Raw genomic sequence first — 22768 nt, forward strand, 5'->3', positions numbered from 1 at the left:
ATGAAATACCTGCACAGCATGCTCCGCGTCCACGATCTGGAAGCCACCAGCCGTTTCTTCACCGAAGGCCTGGGCCTGCAACAGACCCGGCGCATGGACAGCGAGCAAGGGCGTTTTTCGCTGGTCTATTTCGCCGCGGCCGAATCGCCGGAAGCCGAAGTCGAACTGACCTACAACTGGCCGGCCGAAGACGGCAGCCCGGCCGAGGATTATGGCAACGCGCGCAACTTCGGCCACCTGGCGTTCGAGGTCGATGACATCTATGCGCTGTGCGCGCATCTGCAAGCCATGGGCGTGACCATCAACCGGCCGCCCCGCGACGGGCACATGGCATTCGTGTTGACACCGGACCGGATTTCCATCGAACTGCTGCAGAAAGGCCAGCGACTGCCAGCGCAGGAACCATGGGCGTCGATGGCCAATACCGGCAGTTGGTAAATCACAGCATTCGACAGGGAGGCAGCGATGACAGCAGCAGTGGGAGTGGAACCGGCCCCGGCGCGCGCCGCGCTGGTGATCGTGGACGTGCAATGCGGATTGTTCGACGTTGAACCAGCCCCGGCCGACGCCGATGCGGTGATAGAACGCATCAATCAGTTGTCGCGGCAGGCACGCCAGGCAGAGCTGCCAGTGATCGTGGTCCAGCACGAACAGGCCGAAGGCGCACTGGTACATGGCAGTGACGGCTGGCAACTGCAGCCGCAATTGCAGCTGGCCGATGGCGACCACCGGCTGCGCAAGACCACCCCGGATTCATTCCTGCGGACCGGGCTGGATGAAGTGCTGTCGCTGCTGGGCGTGGAAGAGCTGGTGATCTGCGGCTACGCCAGCGAGTTCTGCATCGACAGCACCAGCCGCAGCGCCGCCGCCCACGGCTATGCGGTCACCGTGGTCGCCGACGGCCACACCACCTGCGACAAACCGCATGCAAGCGCGGCGCAGATCCGCCAGCACCACAACGCCACCCTGTCCAACATCACCAGTTTCGGTGCCCGCATCCGCGCGCTGCCGGCAGCGGATATCCGCTTCGACTGACAGCCCCCGCACATGGCGGACGGTGTAGGCCCCGCCTGTAGAGCGCAGCTTGCTGCGCTGAACCCCCGACCGGTGCTACATGGCGGACGGTGCATGAAAAGCAGCGGAGCGAGCTCCGCTCTACAGAACAACCACCGAGCCCTTGAAACATGGCAGACGGTACAGGCCCCACCCGTAGAGCGCAGCTTGCTGCGCTGAACCCCGACCGGTGCTACATCGCGGACATTGCATGAGAGCAGCGGAGCGAGCTCCGCTCTACAAAACAACCACCGAGCCCTCCACACAGCGAGGACGGTGCACGCCGCCCGTAGAGCGCAGCTTGCTGCGCTGAACCCCTGACCGGTGCTACATCGCGGACGGTGCATGAAGAGCGGCGGAGCGAGCTCCGCTCTACAAAACAACCACCGAGCCCTCCACACAGCAAGGACGGTGCACGCCGCCCGTAGAGCGCAGCTTGCTGCGCTGAACCCCTGACCGGTGCTACATACCGGACATTGCATGAAAAGCAGCGGAGCGAGCTCCGCTCTACAGAGGGGTAGAGCCTTGGCTTTCCCTACGCCCCTGCTCAGCCGATCGGCGCCGGCAGCGGATGGCCGCAATGGCGGCAGTGCAGGGCGTCGGGGTCGTGGCCTTCCAGGCCGCATTCGGGACAGCCACGATGATCATGGCGGCTGATTTCATGGCTGGCTTCGCGGATGCTGCTGGCCAGCTCGGCGGTGTAGATGCCGGTCGGCACTGCAATCACGCTGTAACCAATCAATACCAGCAGGGCGGTGATGAAGCGGCCGAGCGAGGTCTGTGGCGCGATGTCGCCGAAGCCGACCGTGGACATGGTGACGATGGCCCAGTACATGCTGGTCGGGATGCTGGTGAAGCCGTGTTCCGGCCCCTCGACCACATACATCAGCCCGCCGAATACCACCACCACGGTCAGGATGCCGCTGATGAACACGAATATCTTGCGCCGGCTGCGCCACAGCGAGCCGACCAGGATGCCACCTTCCTCGACGTACTGGGTCAGGCGCAGGATCCGGAACAGACGCAGGATGCGCAGGATGCGCACGATCTGCAGGTACTGGCCGCCCGGCAGCAGCAGCGAGATGAAGGTTGGCAGGATCGACAGCAGATCGATGATGCCCCACGCGCTCAACGCGTAGCGCAGCGGACGGCGCACGGTCGCCAGCCGCAACAGGTATTCGAGGCTGAACAGAATGGTGAAGCCCCATTCGACGATGTAAAGCTCGCGCGCGTAGCGGGCGTGGAAACTGGCCACGCTGTCGAACATGATCACCACCACGCTGAGCAGGATGGTGGCAATCAGCAACAGATCGAAATTGCGCGACGGCACGGTGTCGTGGCGATAGATGATATCGAACCACCGGCGTCGCCAGCCGCTTTCCCTAGCCGGATTGAGTTGCGGATTTGAAAACAGTCGCATCTAGGATCCTCCGAACCCCTGGGTAGCGCCGCGCAGGCCGAATAATCGGCCACAATACGTCATCCGACCTTGTGACCGTGTTGCCATGACCACCCACGCCGACGCCGAACTCCTTGCCCTGGGCCAGCAGTACTACCTGCCGGTCTATCGCCAGCGCGAGCTGGTCCTGCAGCGCGGCCAGGGGGCCCGGGTCTGGGACAATCAAGGGCGCGAGTATATCGACTTGTCCGCAGGCATTGCCGTGTGTGGCCTGGGGCACAATGACCCGGATCTGACCGCCGCTTTGATCGAACAGGCCGGCAAGCTGTGGCACACCAGCAACATCTTCCACAGCGAGCCGCCGTTGCGCCTGGCCCAGGAACTGGTCGAGGCTTCGCGCTTTGCCAGCCGTGCTTTCCTGTGCAATTCCGGCGCCGAGGCCAACGAGGCGGCGATCAAGCTGGTGCGGCTGTGGGCCAGCCAGCAGGGACGCGGTCCTGACCGGCGTGTCATCGTCACCTTCCGCGGCAGTTTCCATGGCCGCACCCTGGCCACCGTCACCGCCACCGCGCAGCCCAAGTACCAGCAGGGCTATGAGCCGTTGCCGGCGGGTTTCCGCTATGTAGACTTCAACGACATGGCGCAGCTGCAGGCGGCGATGGCCAATGACGACGTGGCCGCGGTGATGCTGGAGCCGGTGCAGGGCGAGGGTGGAGTGATGCCGGCTGCCGAGGGTTTCCTGCAGCAGGTACGCGCGCTGTGCGATCAGCATGGGGCGTTGCTGGTGCTGGACGAGATCCAGGCCGGCATGGGCCGTACCGGTACCCTGTTCGCGCATTGGCAGGATCAGGTGAAGCCGGACATCGTGACGTTGGCCAAGGCCCTGGGCGGCGGCTTCCCGATTGGCGCGATGCTGGCCGGGCCGAAGGTCGCCGAAGTCATGCAGTTTGGCGCCCACGGCACCACCTTCGGCGGCAATCCGCTGGCCGCGGCGGTGGCGCGGGTGGCCCTGCGCAAGCTGGGCTCGGATGCCATCAGCCACAACGTCGCCCGCCAGTCCGCCGCGCTGCGGGATCGCCTGCAGGCGATCAATGCCGAGCTGGGCCTGTTTGAACAGCTGCGCGGACGCGGGTTGATGCTCGGCGCGGTGCTGGCGCCGGCGCATGCCGGCCGGGCTGGCGAGATCCTGGATCTAGCCGCGGCGCAGGGCGTGTTGCTGTTGCAGGCAGGTCCGGACGTACTGCGTTTCGTGCCGGCGCTGAACATCAGCGACGAAGAACTGGAACATGGCCTGTCACGACTGCACGCCGCGCTGCGGGAATTTGCCGGCCGTAGCTGACGGCCAGCTCGTGCCGCCCGCCGTGGCGGGCGGCGCAGGACGCGGCTTCGCGTCCGCGCCGATGTGTCCAGGGATCAGCCTTTGGCGACGACCGCGAATGCCTCGCGGGCGATGGCGATGGTCTGTTCGATCACGGCCGCATCGTGGGCGCTGGACATGAAGCCGGCCTCGAACGCCGACGGCGCCAGATACACGCCACGCTCGAGCATGGCATGGAAGAAACGATTGAAAGCGGCGGTATCGCAGGCCACTGCCTGGGCATAGGTATCGACCTGTTGATCGGTGAAGAACAGGCCGAACATGCCGCCGACACGGGTCGTGGTCAGGGCGACGCCGGCCTCGGCCGCGGCCGCTTGCAAGCCATCGCAAAGTGTGTTGCTGGCCGCTTCCAGCCGGTCATGGAAGCCCGGTGCCTGGACCAGCTCCAGCATCGCCAGCCCGGCCGCCATCGCCACCGGATTGCCGCTGAGGGTGCCTGCCTGGTAGATCGGACCGGCCGGTGCAATCTGCTGCATCAGGTCGCGACGGCCACCGTAGGCACCGACCGGCATGCCGCCACCGATGATCTTGCCGAAGGTGGTCAGATCCGGGGTGACCCCGTAGCGCGCCTGCGCGCCGCCCAGCGCCACCCGGAAACCGGTCATCACTTCGTCGAAAATCAGCAACGCGCCATATTGCGTGCACAGCTGGCGCAGGTGCTGCAGATAGCCTTCGCGTGGCGGCAGGCAGTTGGCGTTGCCGACCACCGGTTCGATGATCAGCGCGGCGATGTCATCGCCGGCTTCTTCGAACAGTCGGCTGGCGGCATCGAAATCGTTGTAGCTCAGGGTCAGGGTCAGCTCGCTCAGGCCGGCCGGCACTCCAGGCGAGGTCGGTACGCCCAGGGTCAGCATGCCGCTGCCGGCCTTGACCAGGAACGAGTCGCCATGGCCGTGGTAGCAGCCTTCGAACTTGACGATGCGGTTGCGGCCGGTGGCGCCGCGGGCCAGCCGGATCGCCGACAGGGTCGCCTCGGTGCCGGAGTTGACCATCCGCACCATTTCGCACGACGGCACCAGCCGGGTGATGGTTTCGGCCATGGTCACCTCGGCCGGGGTCGGGGTGCCGAATGACAGCCCGTTGTCGATCGCCAGGCGCACTGCCTCGCGCACCTGCGGGTGGTTGTGGCCGACCACCATCGGGCCCCAGGAACCGACATAGTCGATATAGCGGTTGCCATCGACGTCAAACAGATACGGGCCGTCGGCACGCTCGACGAAGAACGGCTCGCCACCGACCGACTTGAACGCGCGCACCGGCGAATTGACCCCGCCGGGCAGCAGCGACTGGGCGCGGGTGAACAGGGCGTGCGAGTGGTCGTGGTTCATGATTTACCTTGGAAGCAGGCCAGATAGGCGCGCGCGGAGGCGATCGGGTCCGGCGCATCGAACACGCCGGCAATGACCGCCACCAGATCCGCGCCCGCGGCGATGAGGGGACCGGTATTGTCCGGGCTTATCCCGCCAATCGCCACCCGCGGCACATTCAAGCTGGCGGCCTGGGTCAGTAGCTGCGGCGATGCGCGGCGAGTGGCCTGCTTGCTGCGGCTGGGAAAAAACGCTCCGAAGGCGACGTAGCTGGCACCGGCGGCCACCGCCTGCCGGGCCAGCTGCAGCTGGTCGTAGCAGGACGCGCCGATGATGGCGTCGGCGCCGAGCGCGGCGCGGGCGGCGGCGATGTCACCATCGTCCTCGCCCAGATGCACGCCGGCGGCACCCACATCCGCTGCCAGGGCCACGTCGTCATTGATGATCAGTGGCACCCCTGCGGCGGCGCAGGCGGTCTGCAAGGCGTGCGCCTGCTGCCGGCGCTGGCCGGCATCGGCGCGCTTGTTGCGGTACTGCAGCCAGCACACGTCCAGCGCCAGCAGCGGTGCGACCCGGGCCAGCAGGCGCTCGCTGTCGGTCTCGTCAGGCGTGATCAGGTACAGGCCACGGGGCGGCGCGGGCATCGGCAAACTTCCGGTCAGGGGCGGGGAGTGGGACAATCGGGTTTTCGCAGCGCTGATTATCCAATGACCGACCCCAATGCCGCCATTTTCCGCAGCTGGATGTGCGTGGTCTGTGGCTTCATCTACCACGAAGCGGACGGACTGCCTGAGGAAGGCATCGCTCCCGGCACCCGTTGGGAGGACATTCCCGATACCTGGACCTGCCCGGATTGCGGGGTGACCAAGGATGACTTCGAGATGGTCGAGGTCTGATCGGCAGCGCAGGCAAGGCCGGCGGCCTCAGCGCCTGATCGCTGGCGCTGGCCAGTACCGCTCAGTGACGGGCCGGGCGCTTCAATGCATGCGCCCGCTACGGCTGCTGGCCTCGATCAACTGCTCGCGGATGGCGACCGCATCGGCCGCATCAGGGGCCAGCTGCAGATAGCGCTGCAGGTCCTGGCGGGCACCGTGCTGGTAGTCCAGTTGCAGATAGGCCAGGCCGCGGTCACGCAGCGCTTCCGGTTGTTCGCTGGCCAGCTTGAGCACGCGATCGGCACTGCGCGCGGCGCGTTCCCAATCCTGCCGGTCCGCGTACAGGCCATGCAGGTTGCGCAGGGTCCGGATCAGGATGGCCCGGTGCGAGGCCGGGTCAAGGATGTGCAGCAGGGCATTGTCGTCCGGCACATCGCCGCCGAGGTGCGGCTTGGCCCGCTCGCGCAATTCGTCGACCCCCAGCGGGCGACCACCGTTGAATGGATCCATCACCAGCAGCCCGTCATCGACCGGCAGCCGGACCAGGAAATGGCCCGGGAACGAGACCCCGTCCAGTGGCACCCCCAGTCGCCGCGCCACTTCCATCTGCACCATCGCCAGTGAAATCGGATTGCCGAGCCGGCGCTCGAACACTTCGTTCAAATAACTGTTGCGCGGGTCGTAATACTCGTCATGGTTGCCGCTGTAGCCGAGTTCGTCGAACAGATGCCGGTTGATCGCCGCCATCTTCAGCGGCCAGGCCTGGATCGCATCGACCTCGGTCTGCAGATGGGCGACATGGCTTTGCAGCAGGGTGTCGTAGAGATCGGCATCCAGCTGCGGATATTCGTCGCGCGCAATCAGCAGCGCGGCTTCCAGCAACGGCACGTTGTCATCGGGATGAGCCGCCAGCTCGTTCCAGTCCGGTAGTCGCATTCGTGTCCGCATGGCCACAGACTGCGGCCATCGAGCGACACAATCAAGTCTTGGATGGGGAGCGGGTGATTGTTTCTATTGCTTGAAGCGGCCCCCACCCCAACCCTCCCCCGCAAACAGGGGAGGGGGCTGATCCGTACACCAGACAGTGGCAGTAGACGATGGCTATTCGCCTGACCAAGAGGCATGTCTGAAAAATGTGCGGTGCAATTTTCAGCACGGATGAACCCCCTCCCCCCGGTTTACGGGGGAGAGTCTGCCCCTACTTGATACGGGGGTTGGGGTGGGGGCAAACCGCAACAACAGCCAGCAGCAACTACTGCACCGGCGGCGCTTCGATGCCGTCACCGAAAGTGATGCTGGCGCCGTCTTCCAGCTTCAATGCGGCGGCCTGGCCGGCGTTGAGTTCCAGCACGTAGCGTGCGGGTGCATTGCTGGGATAGGCCGGGCAGCCGTCGCCGGCCGAGCACGGCGGTACGTCGCGCTGCTGGCTGACCAGTTTGCGATCATTGTCGAAGTACAGGATGTCCAGCGGGATATGGGTATTCTTCATCCAGTAGGCCTGCCGTTCCTGGCGGTCATGGATGAACAGCATGCCGGCGTCGGCGTCCATCTGGTCGCGGAACATCAGTCCGCGTGCGCGCTCGGCGTCATCATCGGCAATCTCCACCTGGTAGCGGTGGCCGCCCAGCTCGACCCATGGGCCCTTGGCATTGGCGCATGCGCTCAGCAGCACCAGGCAAGACAACAACGACACACGCTGGAACCACATGGCACGCTCTCCATCCTAAAGGGCGAACCATGCGCGAAGCCGTCGACAGCGTCAAGGTGACAGCGGTCAGCTGTTGCGGGTGAACCAGCAGGCAATCCGCTCGGCGACGCGTGGATGACGGCGATAGTAGCTGGCGTTGTCGGCCAGCGACTGCCAGCGCTGCTGATCGAGATAGCAGGCATGCTGCTGTCGCGACAGGCGCCGCAGCAGGTCCGGCGACTGCGGGGATGGTTCGTCCAGCAGCTGCTGCAGCAGCTCCATCATCAGCAATGTCGTTTCGCCACACTGGTCGGCCTGGCGCTGGGCCGACGCGCTGATCTGTTCGAGGCAGGGCCTGGACAACGCCGCCAGTCCCGGATCGGCGATGCTGCTGGATACACCGCCCTGGATCATGCGCAGAAGCTGGTCGAGTACGTGCGGACTAGCCGGCGGGCGCACGCCAGGACGATCAATGTGCGTGTTGAAAGCAGAATCGTTCATCAGTTCCCATCCATGACCAAGACGGAGCACCGCATCCGCCTGCGGGCTGTTCCTCAGCCCCGGTGACGGCCACGCGGCAGAGCCCGCGCGGCAAGCGTCATCACTGTATGCGCCTGAAAAGTTCATGTCAATGAACGTAGAATGTGAATTGGTGCCGGCGCGCTCCATTAACTTCTTCCGGCATGAACAACGAGCGCGAGAAATTTTCTCAACGACTGGCGCAGGCCATGCAGGACGCAGGATACGAGCCGCGGCCGGTGGTGTTGTTCCGCTTGTTCAACAGCAAGTATCGCGGTCGCTCGGTGAGCTTCCAGACGACTTCCCGCTGGCTGGGCGGGATGGGTATCCCGGCGCAGGACAAACTGCTGGTGATAGCGCAACTGCTCGGCGTCGAGCCGCACGCGCTGCGGTTCGGCAGCACCGGCAAGGGGCGCGTGGCCGAATCACGTCCGGCATGGCCGGCGATGAGCGGCAAGGACCGGCAGACCATCGACGCGCTGCTGAAACTGCCGCCGAAGCGGCGGGCGCTGGTCGCCGAGCTGGTCGAGGCGCTGTCGGAAAGCGATTGAGCCGGGCAGGCGCTGGACGCCTGCCCATGCCGTCGGGATGCTGTCAGGTTCGATGATGCCCGGGCAGCGGATGCCTGATTACGACACCCCTGGCGGCAGCGCGTCTGCTTACGGCGCGCTCACGGACGACAGCAGCGCTTACAGCACGATCGGCGGCTGTCCGCCGACGATGACCACGTCGGCCGGACGCCGCGCGAACAGTCCAACGCTGACCACGCCGGGGATCTGGTTCAAGGCCTGTTCCATGCCGACCGGATCGACGATGGACAGATTGTGGATGTCCAGGATCCAGTTGCCGTTGTCAGTGGTGACCCCATCGCGCCACACCGGCTGGCCGCCGGTCATCGCCAGGATTTCGCGCGCCACCAGGCTGCGTGCCATCGGGATCACTTCCACCGGCAACGGAAACCTGCCCAGCACCGGCACCTGTTTGGCCGGGTCGATGATGCAGACGAATTTTTCGCTGGCTTCGGCGATGATCTTCTCGCGGGTCAGCGCCGCGCCACCGCCCTTGATCAGGCGCTTGTTGCCATCGCATTCGTCGGCGCCGTCGACGTACAGCGACAATTTGCCGGTAGCGTTGAGATCCAGCACTTCGATGCCGTGCCCGCGCAGCTGCTGGGTACTCTGTTCGGAACTGGACACCGCGCCTTTGATGCGGTCCTTGACCGTGGCCAGTGCGTCGATGAAAAAGGCCACGGTCGAGCCGGTGCCGACGCCGACAATCATGCCGTCCTCGACGTAATCAATGGCTTTCTCGCCGGCCAGGCGCTTGGCTTCGTTCTGAGACATCGGGGTTACCTGCTGGAAAAAAAAAAGAGGGTGGGGCGGTGGCTGGACACCGCCAACCGACGCGGCGCGCTGGCCGCGAGGCGGATCATTCGAGCGCCAGCAGCAACTTCCATTGCGCCGCGGTGACCGGCAGCACCGACAGGCGGTTGCCGCGCTGGGTCAGGGCAAAGCCTTCGCCGAGTGCATCGGCGTGGGCCTTGATTTCGTCCAGCGCGATCGTCCGCGACAGTTTCCTGTCGAAGGCTACATCGACCAGCATCCAGCGTGGTTCCTGCGGGCTGCTCTTGGGGTCGTAGTAGTCGCTCTTGCGATCGAACTGGGTCGGGTCCGGGTAGGCCTTGCTGGCGACGGTGGCGGTGCCGACGATGCCCGGGACCTTGCAGTTGGAGTGATAGAACAGGATGCCATCGCCGACCTGCATGCCATCACGCATGAAGTTGCGGGCCTGGTAATTGCGCACCCCGTTCCAGGGTTCGACCTTGACCTTCTGCAGATCGTCGATCGAAAACGCGTCCGGTTCGGATTTCATCAGCCAATAGCGTTTGCGGGCGGTCATGGTGGTGCGGTTCCGTTCAAAATCAGGGTGTCGCGCTCGGTACAGATGGCATCGGCTCTGACATCCCACGGCTGCACCGGCAACGCCGGTACCGCCTGGGCGGCGAAGCCGACCCCGACCAGCCATGGCGGCGGCGGTTGCGACTGGCGCGATGCGAACGTGCGATCGTACCAGCCGCCGCCCATGCCGAGGCGGTTGCCGGCGGCGTCGAAGCCGACCAGTGGCATCAGCACCAGGGTCATGTCCCGTGCCGGCAGCGCCGACGACGGCGACACGTCCGGTTCGGGAATGCCGAACTGGTTGGTCACCAGCGGATCGCCCGAGCGCCACGGCGCAAACCGCAGTTGCTGGTCCTCGTGCAGGACCGGCAGGCAGTACACCAGATCCGCCGGCAACTGGACCTGCAACGCATGCAGGCCAATTTCGCCCTGCATCGACCAGTAGCCGGCGACATACCCGCGGGAGGGAAAGAACGGCAGTGAAAACACCTGCCGGGCCAGGCCATCGGCAGCAGCGATGCGTTCGGCGGCGGGCAGGGCCTGGCGGCGCTGGCGCAGCTGGCGACGCAGCGCGTCGCGATCCGGAGTCATGGGGCGGGCATCCGCGGGGCAAGGGAAGTCATCGGTCAATTCTAGAGGGTCAGGCGGTCTTTGGTCAGGCGCGGTCTGACCGACAGCTGCCAGGCAACGCGCGCCTCTGTGGCGTGGACGCCGGCGCGGCCAACCGCACTCTTTGTTAATTGACCGGTTTCACCGGCGATTGCTAGAACCGGGGTATCAGATTTTTCATCGCTCGAGGACCAATCATGCCGATCAAACCGATGATGCTCGCACCGTGCTTGCTGGCACTGGCCATGCCAGCGCTGGCGGTGCAGAAGATGGAGTGTGCAGCCGGCCAGGAGGGCGATGGCGGCTGGCAGCATCCGACCAAGGCGGTCGGAGAACACCCGGCGGTCATTCTCGGCGAGGTCGACCTGGGCCAGGAGAGCATCCAGCAGCCCGGCTATTTCCTGCGCATGCGCACGGTCACTGTCGAACCCGGTGGCGTGATCCCGTACCACTCGCATGGCAAACGCCCCGGGATATTTTTCATGAAGCACGGACAGATCAAGATCTACGTGGACGGTTGCAAGATGCCGCTGGTACTGAACGAAGGCGACAGCGTGGTCGAAGACCACCGGATCAAGCATTTCGCCCGCAACGAAACTGACGATGTCGCGATCCTGCTGGTGGCGGACATCCACCAGTAACGGCGCTGCGGCTCAGGCGTATGGATTACACATCCCCATCTTGTAGAGCGGAGCTTGCTCCGCTGCCTTTTCTCCGGACATTCGCATACGTCTTGTAGAGCGGAGCCTGCTCCGCTGCCCTTTCTCCGGACATTCGCATACGTCTTGTAGAGCGGAGCTCGCTCCGCTGCCCTTTCTCCGGACATTCGCATACGTCTTGTAGAGCGGAGCTCGCTCCGCTGCCCTTAGTCTCCGGACATTCGCATACGTCTTGTAGAGCGGAGCTTGCTCCGCTGCCCTTTCTCCGGACATCGCATACGTCTTGTAGGGCGGAGCCTGCTCCGCTGCCTTTTCTCCGGACATTCGCAGCGGAGCAAGCTCTGCTCTACGGTGTGCGATGTCGATAAGTCCGGCTGGGCGATGGGTGCTTCAGCGGAGCAAGCTCCGCTCTACGTGGGCGGGTCGAAGAATCCACGCAGGAAAAAATACGTCCTCCGCCATGGCGATGCTCGCGAAACGACCTTGAACCCGGGGTTCAAGTGGGAAGGCTTGGAGGCCATCGGGCTTTCCGCTCAAGGCAGACATGCACTCCCGGCTTCGGTTGCCTCCCCGCGGTCGCAATTAAGGGACAAGGCGAATGTTTGCGCGCGCTGTCGGACACAGCAGAGGACGCAGCGACAGTATAGCGGCAGGGCCCCCGATGCGCAGCCCGTTTGTCGGCCGATTTTCACTGCGATTCAGTTGCATCACGGTGCTGTCAGTGGCCACCGCGCTGGCGCGGCCCAGCCGGCCCGTTGCCGATGCCCGGATGACTCAGGCCGGCGTATCCAGCAGGTGGTCGAGCTTGCGGTTGAGTTCGGCCAGGGTGCGCGCCATTTCGCGTTCGCGGGCGAAGCCTTCATCGCGCAGCTGCTGCAGTTCGTGGGCCAGGTTGAGCGCGGCCAGCACGGCGACGCGATCAATGGCGGCCATCTTGTTGCCCCCGCGCACCTCGTGCATCTTGTTGTCCAGCAGTTTGGCCGCGGCCATCAGGCTGCTGCGCTCGCTGGGCTCGACGCCGACGGTGTATTCGCGGTCGAAGATATGGACGCTGACCGGCTCGTTGCTCACGTGTGCTGCTCCAGGGATTTGAGGCGGGTGATCATGGCTTCCACCCGTGATCGGGCCTGCTCATTCTTGGCCAGCAGCTGTGAACGTTCGCCCATCAGCTGTTCCTGCTGGTGGCGCAGGCTGCGGTTCTCCTCGCTGAGTCGATGGCAGCGGTCGGCCAGCTCCTGGATGCGCGAGGACAGGCGTTGCAGTTGGTCGCTGAAGTCGGGGCTGTCCATGGCACGCACGATAGGCACGAGCATGGCAGGTGGTCAAGCACCGCGGCTGTCGACGGCCGTGGCCGCTCAGCTCACCGCGTGCACGCCGGCCGATTGCGGGTAGTAGTCACGGATGAAGCGCAGGCACTGATCGGCCGACAGCGCCTGTGACACCCAGTGGCCCTGGACCTCGTCGCAGCCATGGCTGCGCAGGAACTCGTACTGGTCGAAGGTCTCCACGCCCTCGGCGATGACCTTCAGCGCTAGCGACTGGGCCATGGTGATGATGGTGCTGGTGATGGCCTCGTCGTCGCGGTCGTGGGTCAGATCGCTGATGAATTCGCGATCGATCTTCAGGGTCGTCAGCGGCAGCCGCTTGAGGTAGGCCAGCGATGAATAGCCGGTGCCGAAATCATCGATCGCCAGCCAGACGCCGAGCCGGCGGCAGGCGCGCAGGGTGTCCGCGTTCTGTTCCGGGTCGGTCATGATCACGCTTTCGGTCAACTCGATTTCCAGGCAGTCGGCCGGCACCCCGCTTTCGGCAAGCGCGCGTTCGACCACCTGCGACAGGTCACCGTGCTGCAGTTGCGCCGCCGACACGTTGACCGCCACCACCAGATGCTGCATGCCGGCGTCGCGCCATTGCCGCAGCGTGCGGCAGGCTTCCTGCATGGCCCAGGTGCCGATGTCCAGGATCAACCCCGACTCTTCGGCCAGCGGGATGAACTGGGCCGGCGAGACCATGCCGAACTCCAGGCTTTCCCAGCGCATCAGCGCCTCGACCCCGGTGATGCGCTGGCGGCTGATCGAGAACCGTGGCTGGAACACCAGCGACAACTCGTTGCGCTCCAGCGCCCGTCGCAGCGCGCTGGCCAGCACCGCGCGATGGCGGTTCTTCTCGTCCATCGACTCCGAATACACCTGGTAGGTGTGCCGGCCCATCGCCTTGGCCTGGTACATGGCGGTGTCGGCATGCTTCAGCAGGTCCGCCGGCGATTGTCCGTGATCCGGGTACAGGCTGATGCCGATCGACGGCGATACCGACAGTTCCAGTCGTTCGTCGAAACTCAACGGCAGCCGGAAAGCACGGATCAGATCCATCGCGAACTGTTCGGCATCGGCCTGCGAGCTGATGTCTTCCAGTACCACGGTGAACTCATCGCCGCTCAGGCGCGCGACGGTGTGGCGCGGGCCCACCGTCTGCTGCACGCGCGATGCCGCCGCGCGCAGGATGCGGTCGCCGGTGGCATGGCCCAGTGAATCGTTGATGTCCTTGAACCGGTCCAGGTCCAGGAACAGCACCGCCACGTAGCCCCCCTCGCGGCGGGCGCGGACGATCGCGCGCGAGAGCCGCTCGGACAGCAGCGACCGGTTGGGCAGGCTGGTCAGGGTGTCGTAGTTGGCCAGGTAGCGCAGTTCCTGTTCGGCGCGCTTCTGCTCGGTGATGTCGGTCAGCACCTGCACGTAGAGGTGCCGCTGGTCGTCCTCGGCGATGCGGTTGGTCTCGATCCGGCACAGGATCTCCTCGCCATCGCGGCGCACCTTCCAGACTTCGCCTGACCAGCGTCCGGCGTGTTCCAGTTCTTCGCGCATGCGCTGGAAAAACGCATCGTCGTGCTGCGAGCTGTCGAGCATGTGCACCGACTGGCCGATGACCTGGCTGGCTTCGAAGCCGGTCATGCGGGTGAAGGCGGGGTTGATGGTGACGAAATGCTGGTGGGCATCGAGCACCGCCACCGCTTCGTTCATGCTGCGCATGACTTCGCCGGTGATGCGCTGCTCATGGCGCGCATTGCGACTGGCGCTGATGTCGCGGGCGGTGCCGGCCAGGCGGATCGGCTGGCCGTGGTCGTCACGCTGGACCACCCGTCCGTGTGCCTCGATCCAGGTCCATTGGCCATCGTTGCGCAGATCCATGCGGTGCTCGGAGCGGAACATCGGCGCCTCGCCATCGAGATGCTCGCGCAAGCGCTGCATCACCCGCGGCAGGTCATCGGGATGGATGGTCGGCACCTCGCCGTCACGGGCGATGATACGGGTATGCAGGCCGGCAGCCGCCGCGGCGATCGGCGGCGCCGGTTCGGTTGCGCCGCTGGCGGGCGCCGGCAGGTCGCCGATATACAGATGCCTGATCCGGCGCTGGCGCAGGTCGTAATCCCAGAACCGCTCGCCGCTGGCCCACAGCGCCGAATTCAGGCGCGACATGTCGTCCACCGCCTCGGCCCGGTCGAACGGCGGCGATGTGCCGAGCCGGTCGCGACGCGTCCGCCGCTGCTCGCGCAACAGGTACCCGATCACCGCCACCAGCACGGCCATCGCCAGCAGCATGACGGCCACCCGGCCGCCGGCGGGTTCGGCGACAGCGACAGCGAAAACGGCGGGAAACATGCTCACGGCCATCAAGGACAAGACTTGCGAGCCAAGGGATGACGACGAGTGTAGACACGCCGGCAGCGCCAGAACAAGCGGCCAGGCGGGGATTCATTGCTACACTTCCACATTGTCCGGCTTCCCCCACGGAACGCGTTTGACCATGTCCGATATGCCCTCTATCGAAGAAATCTCGCTGGCCTCCGAGCAGTTGGGACTGGCCACCGATGCGTCCGAACTGCACGGTGCGCTGTGCGGCTGGCTGGCCGGTGGCGGCCTGGACACCGCCGCCTGGCCGGCCAAGGTGCTGGCCGACGACGTGCTGCAGACACCGGCGGCGGACAGTCCGCTCGACCGCCTGCGCCAGATCAGCGCGCAGCAGTTGGAAGACCGCGGCTTTGCTTTCGAACTGTTGCTGCCGGATGCCTCCGAATCGCTGTCGGACCGCGCCCAGGCGCTGTTTGCCTGGTGCCGGGGTTTCCTCGGTGGCTTCGGACTGGCCGCCGGCTCGGCACCGGCGTTGTCGGAGGAAGGCAATGAAGCGCTGCAGGATCTCGCGCGCCTGGCCCAGGCCGATCCCGACAGCGGCGACGGCGATGGCGAGGAAGAAGAAGACGCGCTGGCCGAAATCGAGGAATTCGTGCGCGTGGCGACCTTGCTGCTGCATGGCGACTGCGTGATGGCGCCCAGGCACCGCCAGAGCCTGAACTGATGAAGGCGTGGACCGGCATCGCGGCGGGCGAGTTCGCACGCAGGCGCAAGCAACTGATGCGGATGGCCGGACCCAACGCCATCCTGATCCTGCCGGCGGCGCCGGAGCGCGTGCGCAGCCACGATACCTTCCACCCGTATCGCCAGGACTCCGATTTCTGGTACCTCAGCGGCTTCAACGAGCCCGAAGCGGTGCTGGTGCTGGTGCCGGGCCGCAAGCACGGCGAGGTCATCCTGTTCTGCCGCGAGCGCGATCCGCAGCGTGAGCGCTGGGATGGTCCGCGTGCCGGCCAGGAAGGCGCGGTCGAGGTATATGGCGCCGACGATGCCTATCCGATCGAGGACGTCGACGACATCCTGCCGGGCCTGCTGGAAGGACGCTCGCGGGTCTATTACCACTTTGGCCGCGACGCCGATTTCGATCTCAAGCTGATTGGCTGGCTGCGCCACGTGCGCGGCCAGGTGCGGATGGGCGCGCAGCCGCCGCATGAGTTCCTCGAGCTGGGCCACCTGCTGCACGAACTGCGGCTGTTCAAGTCGAAGGCCGAGCTGGCGCTGATGCAGCAGGCCGCCGACATCAGCGTGCTGGCGCACCAGGCGGCGATGCGTGCCGCGCGCCCGGGCATCCGCGAATACGAATTGCAGGCGCAGCTGGAATGCGTGTTCCGCAGCCACGACGGCTGGCCGGCCTACAACAGCATCGTCGGTGCCGGCAGCAATGCCTGCGTACTGCATTACCGGGCCAACAATGCCGTCGCCCGCGATGGCGAGCTGGTACTGGTGGATGCGGGGGTGGAGTATCGCGGCTACGCCAGTGACATTACCCGCACATTCCCGGTCAACGGTCGTTTCAGCAAGGCGCAACGCGCGCTGCATGATCTGGTCGGCAAGGCGCAGGCGGCCGCGCTGCAACAAGCCAGACCGGGAGTGGCCTACGAAGCCGGCCACGAAGCAGCGGTGGCCACGCTTACCGAAGGCCTGCTGCAACTGGGCCTGCTGAAGGGCAAGCTGGAAAAGAACATTGCCGATGGCGAATACCGGCGCTTCTACCAGCACAAGACCGGGCACTGGATCGGTCTGGATGTGCACGACGTCGGCGAATACCGGCTCGGTGGTGAGTCACGGCTGCTGGAGCCGGGCATGGTGTTCACCATCGAACCAGGTCTGTACATCGCCGCCGACGACACCCGTGTTGCGGCGCAGTGGCGCGGCATCGGCATCCGTACCGAGGATGATGTGGTCATCACCGAAGACGGTCACCGGGTACTGACCGATGCGCTGGCCCGCAGCGCCGACGAGATAGAAGCGTTGATGGCGGCATAGCACCGCTTCAACACTGGCGCTGGCTGCCGTGCGTGTCAGCAGCGCCTGGCCTGGCTTGGCCCTCGGCTGTCGCGGCAAAAGCCCTCCATGCCAATCGCAGAAGGCTCGTAGTCGCTATCAATCCGCCTGTGCGAATGCTTCGCGGGTCAGATTGACCGCATCGCCATCGGTGCACAGCACTTCGTCTTCGATACGGATGCCGCCATACGGACGGAACTGCTCGACCCGCTGCCAGTTGATGCTGTCGCCGTGGCCGTTCTTCTTCACTTCTTCCAGCAGCATGTCGATGAAGTACAGGCCCGGTTCGATGGTCACCACCATGCCCGGCTCCAGTACCCGGGTCATGCGCAGGTAGGGGAAGCCCTCGGGCCTGGCGATGCTGCCGCCGCGGTCGCTTTCGGCGAAACCGGCGACATCATGCACCTGCAGGCCAATCGGATGGCCCAGCCCATGCGGCATGAAGGCAAAGCTGACGCCGCTGGCGACCGCCGCTTCCGGCGATACGTTGATGACGTCGAAGTCCTTGAGGATGGCCATCAGCATGTGATGCGCATCGATATGCAGCGCCTTGTAGTCCTTGCCGTCGCGGACCGCGTTGCACATCCGGATCTGCGCCTGGTCGACCGCATCGATCATTGCCTGGAACTCGCAGCCTGCATCGGCCGCGTAGCTGCGGGTGATGTCGCTGGCGTAGCCGGCGTGGCTGGCGCCGGCATCGATCAGGAAGCTGCGGGCATCGGCCGGCGCCTGCTGCGCCAGCTCGGTGTAATGGAGGATGGCGGTGTGCTCGTTGAGCGCGATGATGTTGTTGTACGGCAACGTGCCCAGATCCTGGCCGACCGCACGGCAATACGCCATGTGGATGCCGAACTCGCTTTCACCGGCGCGGAATGCCGCCTCGGCGGCCCGGTGGCCGCGGACACCCAGTTGCTGGGCGACCCGCATCAGGGTGATTTCGTACGGCGTCTTGTAGCTGCGGTGGTATTCCAGATAGTCCAGTACCGGCCGCGGATTGTTCGGCGCGTACTCCTCCAGCGCGCTCTGTGGTTCACCCAGGATCGCGCAGCGGGCGACGTTGGCAGGCAGCAACTTCCGTGCTTCCTCCGGCTTGCGGATGATGTGGATGTCGAAATGCTCCACCCACCAACCGCTCGGCGCGTCCGGCACCACGTGCCAGTAGTCGAATGGCTGGTAGAAAATCACCTGCGGGCGCTGGCCCGGCGTGTACACCAGCCAGCTGTAGGGCACGCGCGTCAGCGGCAGCCAGGCCTTGAATTGCGGATTGACCGCATACGGGTAGTCGCGGTCGTCGAACACCTGGTAGTGCAGGGTGCCGCTGGGGATCACCAGATGATCGAAACCACCCCGCAACAGCGCTTCATCGGCGCGCGCCTTCATCATGGCCAGGTGTCCGGCATACAAAGGGGCGATGTCGAGGGCGGCAGTGGTCATCGGCGGCTACTCTTGAGGAGAAGCCGCCTATTGTGCGGGAAAGCGCCTGTAGCGGCAGTGAAACAGGTCATGCGCGGCCACCGCCGCGCGGCTGATCAGCGCGCCGCGGTGCCGGCTGCGGCGACCCAGGCCGCCAGCGCTTCGCGCGCGGCCGAGTCCAGGGTCAGGAAGCGCAGACCGGCGAATGACTGCCCGGGCGTATTGGCCTGCGACAGCCACAGCAGGTGTGCGCCGACATTCATCGCCTGCTCGCGGCCACGTGCATCCCGGATCGAGAAACGCAGCTGGTACAGCGCATCCTCCACCAGCGGCACGCTCGCAATCAGCAGCATGCCGGTTTCGGACACATTGCCAACGCGGCCGATCACCTGCTCGGTCATGGTGTTGCTGACCTGCATCGGCTCGACCACGTGGCGGCGCGCGGCACGGCGCGCTTCGCGGCTGCCGGCGTCGTGTGCCGATGACGGCGGGTTTGAGTCGCGACGGCTCATGCGGGTTCTCCCGATGCGTCGGGGCCACGGCTGGTCAGGCCGCGCAGCGCCTTGAGGGTGGCATTCCAGGCGCGGTCAATCAGCCGGCCACGATCTTCGCTGACGATACGGACCTGGCCCTTGGCCATCAGGTGGGCAATGGTGTCCATCGAATGTTCGCCGACACGCTGTCCACGCTGGTTGACGAACAGCGCATTGCCGGTCACCGGGCTGAACCATGACAGGCGCTGGCGGCGGACGTCGCCCTGCTGGTTATGGGTGAATTCGAACCAGGTACCGAACGGCAGGCTGCGCAGGTGATCATAGGCCTGTTGTTCTTCCGGCGTGCGCTCGTGCGGCTTCTTGCGTGGCGTCGGCGTGCTGCTCTGGTCGCCGAGCCGGCTGCGCGCCTTGAGCCGTGCGGTCAGCTCGGTGCGCGAAGTCGTCTCATCGTCTTCACTGCTGGACAGGCGACGGGCAATCGCCGCCGCTTCATCGCCGTGGTAGCCGACCTGCAGCAATGACTGCTCGATCTTGCCGGCCAGCTCCGGATTGCCGTCGCTGGCTTCGCCGGCGCTGGTGGCGGCGACGATTTCCAGCGTGGTCTGCAGTTGTTCGTGCCACTCGTCGGAGTCCTCGCCGTTGCGCAGCAGGGCCAGGGTCAGGACATCGGCCCAGGCCTGGTTGAGCAGGGCCTGCACGAACTTCTGCGGCTGCTGGTCACGCAGCGCGGTATGGATGGTGTCGCTGGCCTTCTGCTTGGCGATCTCCAGCCTTTCCTTGCCACGTGCGGCCTCGATCTGCCGGCGTTCTGCGAGTTCGGCCTTGCGGGCCATCGCCTGCAGGTGCTGCTGCAGATCCTGGTTGGCGCGTTCGAACACGATGTCGTCGCCGTCGTAATCGGCGACCACGTTCTGCACCGCTTCCTGCAGCTTCTGCACCAGCTGCGGATCGACATCGTCGTCGCCCAGCCAGGTGGCGCCGGATTCGGCGACCGCGTTGAGCAGTTCGCGCGCAGGATGCTGCGGACGCAGGAAGAAGTTGCGGTCGCGCAGGGCGGCCTGGACCACCGGCACCTGCAGTGCCACCAGCAGGTCGGCGGCGGCCGCGTCCTGCTGCACCTCGCGATCGATTTCGTTGTACAGCAGGTCCAGCAACTCGAAGGTGTCCGAGTCGGCGCTGGCCAGCGCTGCCTGCGGGCCATGCTGTTGCCGCGCCTGCGCCAGCATCGCCTGCTGCAGGTCCTGCATGCTGCGCCGGCGCCCGTTGTGCGGGCGTTCGGGCAGATCGGCGGACTGCAGCGTCTTCAGGGTCTCGAGCACGTCGTGGGTGGGCAGCAGCTTCTTGCGGAACGCGGCTACTGCATTGGCGGCCTGCGGGGCAGGGTCTGGCAGCGCCGCGGCATCCTGCAACGGATTGGCGGCCAGGCCGGGATCGCCGGCATCGGCGGCGCCTGCCTGGGCGGCATCGTGCTGCTGGGCATTGCGGCGGATCGACAGCAGCTTCTGCAGGGTGGCAAACGAGGCGTCGGCGCTGGCGCTGTCGGCGGCGGCCGGCAACGGCGCTTGGCCGGGGGTTGCGGTCGCCGGCGCGGCGTTGCTGCTGGCCGGGCTGCCGCTGTTGACAGCCGACGCATCGGCCGCGGCCAGATCGGCGGCCGCCAGGGTCGCCCAGTTGGCGGGTGCAGCCTGGCCCTGCCAGGCCGTCATCGGCCGCGCCGAGGCCTGCGCCTGTCCTTGCGGGCGGCTGCCATCGCTGGCCGGTCGCACCCGCCGCGGCATGAACACCAGCCCCGGCAGCACCCCTTCACGGGACAGGAACTGGTTCAGCAGTTCGGCCCATTCGGCGTAGTTGTGCATGACCTTGTGATCGAACGTGCGATACAGCAGCAGTTGCGATTCGAGATTGATTTCCAGGGTTTCACCGGCCAGTTTCAGCATCCGGCACAGCGCTTGCGGGCCCACCGGCAGGCGGGTCAGATCGAACGCCGGTTGCCCTGCCAGTACGCCAAAGCGCTGGCCCAGCAACAGCAGCGGCCCGGCGGCGCGGATTTCGCTGCGGCGGGCGACTTCACGCAGCACGATTTCCTGATCCATCACCGCGTCTTCGACCAGGGTCAGGGTGCGGTATTCCACCCGTGGCGACTCGGCCGCTACCACTGCCGCGTGGCTGATTCCGGACAGTTCGGCTTCGAGCGCGAACACGAAATGCGGGATGAATTCGTCATGGTTGCGCTGGAACGTGCGCAGGTTGGCCAGTTGCTCGGCCTGGCGGTTATTGCTGTGCGAGCGGTCGGCCTGCTTGAACATCTGCTGCTCGAACTCCGGCAGCATCGCGGTCAGCGACGAGGCCAGATCTACCGATGCGTATTGCAGCAGGTTGCGCAGGATCGACCGCACCCGCGGGGGCAGGGGCGCGTTGGCGATGGTGGCCGAGGGTGCGGCCGCTAGCGGCGACTTGGGTGCTGGCATTGTGTTGGGTGACTCTCCCGCTTGAATTGAAGAAATATCACATTGGTCGGATGAAAGGCGAATCAGGTCACGCCAAGCCGTAGCCCACGGCGGCCCGGGCGCTCGCCACCCCGGCGGCGGTCCTCAACTGTCCAGGAACAGGCTGATGACGTCGTTGGTGAAGCGCCGGCCGAGCTCGGTCGGGCGCACGAGCGCGCCGTCGCTGACCAGCCAGCCACGCTCGAGCGCCTGTTGCAGGCCCGGCTGCAGCGATGCAAGTTCCAGGCCAGTACGCGCCTGGAAGTCGGCCAGGGCAAAGCCTTCGTGCAGGCGCAGGCTGTTCAGCAGGTACTCGAACGGCAGTCGCTGCGGGGCGATGCGTTCGTCGCCGCCGATTGCCGCCGCGCTGCCGGCGTGGGCCAGGTACTGGGCAGGGTGCTTGATCTTCCAGCGCCGCAGCACTGCCTGTTCGGCCCCCAGCGTCAGTTTTCCGTGGGCGCCTGCGCCGACCCCGAGATAATCGCCGAAACGCCAGTAATTGAGGTTATGCGCGCACTGCCGGCCCGGGCGCGCGTAGGCACTGACCTCGTAGTGGCCGTAGCCGGCGGCGGCCAGCAGGGCCTGGCAGCGTTCCTGCATGTCCCAGGCGTTGTCCTGGTCGGGGATGCCCTGCGGTGGCCGGGCGAAGAACACGGTGTTGGGTTCCAGGGTCAGCTGGTAGTGCGAGATGTGCGCCGGCTGCAGCTCGAAGGCCCGTTGCAGATCGTGTTCGGCCATGGCCAGGGTCTGCCCGGGCAGGGCGTACATCAGGTCCAGGTTGAGGTTGTCGTAACCGGCATCCTGGGCCAGTTTGACCGCACGTTCGGCTTCGCCACTGTCATGGATGCGGCCCAGCCGCTTGAGGCAGGCATCGTCGAAACTCTGGATGCCGAAACTGATGCGGTTGACACCGGCGGCGCGGTAGCGGTCGAAGCGGCCATGTTCGGTGGTACCCGGGTTGGTTTCCAGGGTGATTTCGCAGTCCGGCGCAAACCGCAGGCGGCTGCTGGCGGCCTGCAGGAAGCGATCAATCGCCTCCGCCGGGAACAGGCTGGGGGTGCCGCCACCGAAGAACACACTGTGGATGCTGCGTCCCCAGACCAGCGGCAGGTCCTGATCCAGGTCGCGGATCAATGCGTCGACGTAGTCTTCAAATGGCAGCGCACCTTTGCCTTCGTGCGAGTTGAAATCGCAGTACGGGCATTTGCGCACGCACCACGGCAGGTGTACGTACAACGACAGCGGCGGTGGAATCAGCATGGTCATGGCAGCAGGTTCGGTGAGGCGCGGGCCGATGCGCG

24 protein-coding genes and 1 other RNA gene are annotated in these 22768 nt (G+C 65.6%); 8 read left to right on the forward strand and 17 right to left on the reverse strand.

Features of this window, described 5'->3' with window-relative positions:
* The gene (locus ABB29_RS07140) at positions 1–438 is read left to right on the forward strand and encodes a VOC family protein (protein WP_057657936.1); all 438 of its coding nucleotides are present in this window, start codon (positions 1–3) and stop codon (positions 436–438) included.
* 27 nt (positions 439–465) lie between these two features.
* Positions 466–1035 carry a cysteine hydrolase family protein gene (locus ABB29_RS07145; protein ID WP_057657937.1) on the forward strand — a complete coding sequence of 190 codons (570 nt, stop codon included), beginning with the start codon at positions 466–468 and terminating at the stop codon, positions 1033–1035.
* Between the two features lie 565 nt (positions 1036–1600).
* Here the strand turns inward: ABB29_RS07145 and ABB29_RS07150 are convergent.
* Positions 1601–2473 (reverse strand): ion transporter, encoded by an 873-nt coding sequence (locus tag ABB29_RS07150; RefSeq protein ID WP_057657938.1) that lies wholly within the window; start codon positions 2471–2473, stop codon positions 1601–1603.
* Positions 2474–2558: 85 nt separating this feature from the next.
* On the opposite strand from ABB29_RS07150, the gene ABB29_RS07155 reads away from it, so the two are divergent.
* Entirely contained in the window at positions 2559–3791 is a 1233-nt protein-coding gene (locus tag ABB29_RS07155) for an acetylornithine transaminase (protein WP_057657939.1), read from the forward strand.
* Between the two features lie 74 nt (positions 3792–3865).
* Here ABB29_RS07155 and hemL read toward each other — a convergent pair whose 3' ends face one another.
* Together hemL and thiE are read right to left on the reverse strand one after the other, a co-directional pair.
* On the reverse strand, positions 3866–5158 hold the full coding sequence (gene hemL, locus ABB29_RS07160; protein ID WP_057657940.1) for a glutamate-1-semialdehyde 2,1-aminomutase: 1293 nt from the start codon (positions 5156–5158) through the stop codon (positions 3866–3868).
* Positions 5155–5781 carry a thiamine phosphate synthase gene (gene thiE / locus ABB29_RS07165; protein ID WP_057657941.1) on the reverse strand — a complete coding sequence of 209 codons (627 nt, stop codon included), beginning with the start codon at positions 5779–5781 and terminating at the stop codon, positions 5155–5157. Before thiE ends, hemL begins: the two co-directional genes overlap by 4 nt.
* A 63-nt stretch (positions 5782–5844) precedes the next feature.
* Here thiE and ABB29_RS07170 point away from each other — a divergent pair, with 63 nt between their 5' ends.
* Positions 5845–6033, forward strand: a complete 189-nt coding sequence (locus ABB29_RS07170; protein ID WP_057657942.1) for a rubredoxin — start codon at positions 5845–5847, stop codon at positions 6031–6033.
* An 81-nt stretch (positions 6034–6114) separates the two neighbouring features.
* Here ABB29_RS07170 and ABB29_RS07175 read toward each other — a convergent pair whose 3' ends face one another.
* The 3 genes from ABB29_RS07175 to ABB29_RS07185 form a co-directional block, all read right to left on the reverse strand.
* Positions 6115–6960: a SirB1 family protein gene (locus tag ABB29_RS07175; RefSeq protein ID WP_057657943.1), complete on the reverse strand. Its 846-nt coding sequence runs from the start codon at positions 6958–6960 to the stop codon at positions 6115–6117.
* A 304-nt stretch (positions 6961–7264) separates the two neighbouring features.
* A complete protein-coding gene (locus ABB29_RS07180) occupies positions 7265–7720 on the reverse strand; it encodes a DUF192 domain-containing protein (protein WP_057657944.1) in 456 nt (151 codons plus the stop codon).
* A gap of 66 nt (positions 7721–7786) precedes the next feature.
* A complete protein-coding gene (locus tag ABB29_RS07185; protein WP_057657945.1) occupies positions 7787–8200 on the reverse strand; it encodes a hypothetical protein in 414 nt (137 codons plus the stop codon).
* A gap of 182 nt (positions 8201–8382) precedes the next feature.
* On the opposite strand from ABB29_RS07185, the gene ABB29_RS07190 reads away from it, so the two are divergent.
* The gene (locus ABB29_RS07190; RefSeq protein WP_057657946.1) at positions 8383–8769 is read left to right on the forward strand and encodes a hypothetical protein; all 387 of its coding nucleotides are present in this window, start codon (positions 8383–8385) and stop codon (positions 8767–8769) included.
* A 138-nt stretch (positions 8770–8907) separates the two neighbouring features.
* Here the strand turns inward: ABB29_RS07190 and rpiA are convergent, their stop codons facing one another.
* The 3 genes from rpiA to ABB29_RS07205 all read right to left on the reverse strand — a co-directional run bounded on the left by rpiA (position 8908) and on the right by ABB29_RS07205 (position 10707).
* A complete protein-coding gene (gene rpiA, locus ABB29_RS07195; RefSeq protein ID WP_057657947.1) occupies positions 8908–9561 on the reverse strand; it encodes a ribose-5-phosphate isomerase RpiA in 654 nt (217 codons plus the stop codon).
* Between the two features lie 85 nt (positions 9562–9646).
* Positions 9647–10117, reverse strand: coding sequence for an EVE domain-containing protein (locus ABB29_RS07200; RefSeq protein ID WP_057657948.1), 471 nt, complete (start codon positions 10115–10117; stop codon positions 9647–9649).
* A complete protein-coding gene (locus tag ABB29_RS07205) occupies positions 10114–10707 on the reverse strand; it encodes a 5-formyltetrahydrofolate cyclo-ligase (protein ID WP_057657949.1) in 594 nt (197 codons plus the stop codon). Before ABB29_RS07205 ends, ABB29_RS07200 begins: the two co-directional genes overlap by 4 nt.
* 215 nt (positions 10708–10922) lie before the next feature.
* On the opposite strand from ABB29_RS07205, the gene ABB29_RS07210 reads away from it, so the two are divergent.
* Positions 10923–11366: a cupin domain-containing protein gene (locus tag ABB29_RS07210; RefSeq protein ID WP_057657950.1), complete on the forward strand. Its 444-nt coding sequence runs from the start codon at positions 10923–10925 to the stop codon at positions 11364–11366.
* A 466-nt stretch (positions 11367–11832) separates the two neighbouring features.
* Here ABB29_RS07210 and ssrS read toward each other — a convergent pair.
* The 4 genes from ssrS to ABB29_RS07225 form a co-directional block, all read right to left on the reverse strand.
* Positions 11833–12017, reverse strand: a non-coding RNA gene (gene ssrS, locus ABB29_RS16100) — 6S RNA.
* Between the two features lie 141 nt (positions 12018–12158).
* Positions 12159–12455 carry a cell division protein ZapA gene (locus ABB29_RS07215; protein WP_057657951.1) on the reverse strand — a complete coding sequence of 99 codons (297 nt, stop codon included), beginning with the start codon at positions 12453–12455 and terminating at the stop codon, positions 12159–12161.
* Positions 12452–12673 carry a TIGR02449 family protein gene (locus ABB29_RS07220; protein ID WP_057657952.1) on the reverse strand — a complete coding sequence of 74 codons (222 nt, stop codon included), beginning with the start codon at positions 12671–12673 and terminating at the stop codon, positions 12452–12454. Before ABB29_RS07220 ends, ABB29_RS07215 begins: the two co-directional genes overlap by 4 nt.
* A gap of 66 nt (positions 12674–12739) precedes the next feature.
* A complete protein-coding gene (locus ABB29_RS07225; RefSeq protein ID WP_057658128.1) occupies positions 12740–15040 on the reverse strand; it encodes a putative bifunctional diguanylate cyclase/phosphodiesterase in 2301 nt (766 codons plus the stop codon).
* Between the two features lie 145 nt (positions 15041–15185).
* Here ABB29_RS07225 and ABB29_RS07230 point away from each other — a divergent pair, with 145 nt between their 5' ends.
* Both ABB29_RS07230 and pepP read left to right on the forward strand, forming a co-directional pair.
* Positions 15186–15734 carry a UPF0149 family protein gene (locus tag ABB29_RS07230; RefSeq protein WP_057658129.1) on the forward strand — a complete coding sequence of 183 codons (549 nt, stop codon included), beginning with the start codon at positions 15186–15188 and terminating at the stop codon, positions 15732–15734.
* Positions 15734–17056: a Xaa-Pro aminopeptidase gene (gene pepP, locus ABB29_RS07235; RefSeq protein WP_057657953.1), complete on the forward strand. Its 1323-nt coding sequence runs from the start codon at positions 15734–15736 to the stop codon at positions 17054–17056. The genes ABB29_RS07230 and pepP overlap by 1 nt, the downstream gene beginning before the upstream one ends.
* A gap of 117 nt (positions 17057–17173) precedes the next feature.
* On the opposite strand, the gene pepQ is transcribed toward pepP, so the two are convergent.
* The 4 genes from pepQ to hemW form a co-directional block, all read right to left on the reverse strand.
* Complete coding sequence (gene pepQ, locus ABB29_RS07240) at positions 17174–18508, reverse strand: Xaa-Pro dipeptidase (protein WP_057657954.1); 1335 nt, start codon at positions 18506–18508, stop codon at positions 17174–17176.
* Positions 18509–18603: 95 nt separating this feature from the next.
* Positions 18604–18999, reverse strand: a complete 396-nt coding sequence (locus ABB29_RS07245) for a PilZ domain-containing protein (protein WP_057657955.1) — start codon at positions 18997–18999, stop codon at positions 18604–18606.
* Positions 18996–21449 carry a DUF1631 domain-containing protein gene (locus ABB29_RS07250; RefSeq protein WP_057657956.1) on the reverse strand — a complete coding sequence of 818 codons (2454 nt, stop codon included), beginning with the start codon at positions 21447–21449 and terminating at the stop codon, positions 18996–18998. Before ABB29_RS07250 ends, ABB29_RS07245 begins: the two co-directional genes overlap by 4 nt.
* Positions 21450–21572: 123 nt before the next feature.
* Positions 21573–22733, reverse strand: a complete 1161-nt coding sequence (hemW, locus tag ABB29_RS07255) for a radical SAM family heme chaperone HemW (protein WP_057658130.1) — start codon at positions 22731–22733, stop codon at positions 21573–21575.
* Positions 22734–22768: the final 35 nt, after the last annotated feature.

It is taken from the genome of Pseudoxanthomonas dokdonensis, assembly GCF_001431405.1.
Classification (GTDB): domain Bacteria; phylum Pseudomonadota; class Gammaproteobacteria; order Xanthomonadales; family Xanthomonadaceae; genus Pseudoxanthomonas_A; species Pseudoxanthomonas_A dokdonensis.

What these genes read in the sequence shown, in the direction of transcription:
- ABB29_RS07140 (WP_057657936.1), top strand. Translation starts at nt 1, where the DNA reads ATGAAATACCTGCACAGCATGCTCCGCGTCCACGATCTGGAAGCCACC.
- ABB29_RS07145 (WP_057657937.1), top strand. Translation starts at nt 466, where the DNA reads ATGACAGCAGCAGTGGGAGTGGAACCGGCCCCGGCGCGCGCCGCGCTG.
- ABB29_RS07150 (WP_057657938.1), bottom strand. Translation starts at nt 2,473, where the DNA reads ATGCGACTGTTTTCAAATCCGCAACTCAATCCGGCTAGGGAAAGCGGC.
- ABB29_RS07155 (WP_057657939.1), top strand. Translation starts at nt 2,559, where the DNA reads ATGACCACCCACGCCGACGCCGAACTCCTTGCCCTGGGCCAGCAGTAC.
- hemL (WP_057657940.1), bottom strand. Translation starts at nt 5,158, where the DNA reads ATGAACCACGACCACTCGCACGCCCTGTTCACCCGCGCCCAGTCGCTG.
- thiE (WP_057657941.1), bottom strand. Translation starts at nt 5,781, where the DNA reads ATGCCCGCGCCGCCCCGTGGCCTGTACCTGATCACGCCTGACGAGACC.
- ABB29_RS07170 (WP_057657942.1), top strand. Translation starts at nt 5,845, where the DNA reads ATGACCGACCCCAATGCCGCCATTTTCCGCAGCTGGATGTGCGTGGTC.
- ABB29_RS07175 (WP_057657943.1), bottom strand. Translation starts at nt 6,960, where the DNA reads ATGCGGACACGAATGCGACTACCGGACTGGAACGAGCTGGCGGCTCAT.
- ABB29_RS07180 (WP_057657944.1), bottom strand. Translation starts at nt 7,720, where the DNA reads ATGTGGTTCCAGCGTGTGTCGTTGTTGTCTTGCCTGGTGCTGCTGAGC.
- ABB29_RS07185 (WP_057657945.1), bottom strand. Translation starts at nt 8,200, where the DNA reads ATGAACGATTCTGCTTTCAACACGCACATTGATCGTCCTGGCGTGCGC.
- ABB29_RS07190 (WP_057657946.1), top strand. Translation starts at nt 8,383, where the DNA reads ATGAACAACGAGCGCGAGAAATTTTCTCAACGACTGGCGCAGGCCATG.
- rpiA (WP_057657947.1), bottom strand. Translation starts at nt 9,561, where the DNA reads ATGTCTCAGAACGAAGCCAAGCGCCTGGCCGGCGAGAAAGCCATTGAT.
- ABB29_RS07200 (WP_057657948.1), bottom strand. Translation starts at nt 10,117, where the DNA reads ATGACCGCCCGCAAACGCTATTGGCTGATGAAATCCGAACCGGACGCG.
- ABB29_RS07205 (WP_057657949.1), bottom strand. Translation starts at nt 10,707, where the DNA reads ATGACTCCGGATCGCGACGCGCTGCGTCGCCAGCTGCGCCAGCGCCGC.
- ABB29_RS07210 (WP_057657950.1), top strand. Translation starts at nt 10,923, where the DNA reads ATGCCGATCAAACCGATGATGCTCGCACCGTGCTTGCTGGCACTGGCC.
- ABB29_RS07220 (WP_057657952.1), bottom strand. Translation starts at nt 12,673, where the DNA reads ATGGACAGCCCCGACTTCAGCGACCAACTGCAACGCCTGTCCTCGCGC.
- ABB29_RS07225 (WP_057658128.1), bottom strand. Translation starts at nt 15,040, where the DNA reads ATGTTTCCCGCCGTTTTCGCTGTCGCTGTCGCCGAACCCGCCGGCGGC.
- ABB29_RS07230 (WP_057658129.1), top strand. Translation starts at nt 15,186, where the DNA reads ATGTCCGATATGCCCTCTATCGAAGAAATCTCGCTGGCCTCCGAGCAG.
- pepP (WP_057657953.1), top strand. Translation starts at nt 15,734, where the DNA reads ATGAAGGCGTGGACCGGCATCGCGGCGGGCGAGTTCGCACGCAGGCGC.
- pepQ (WP_057657954.1), bottom strand. Translation starts at nt 18,508, where the DNA reads ATGACCACTGCCGCCCTCGACATCGCCCCTTTGTATGCCGGACACCTG.
- ABB29_RS07245 (WP_057657955.1), bottom strand. Translation starts at nt 18,999, where the DNA reads ATGAGCCGTCGCGACTCAAACCCGCCGTCATCGGCACACGACGCCGGC.
- ABB29_RS07250 (WP_057657956.1), bottom strand. Translation starts at nt 21,449, where the DNA reads ATGCCAGCACCCAAGTCGCCGCTAGCGGCCGCACCCTCGGCCACCATC.
- hemW (WP_057658130.1), bottom strand. Translation starts at nt 22,733, where the DNA reads ATGACCATGCTGATTCCACCGCCGCTGTCGTTGTACGTACACCTGCCG.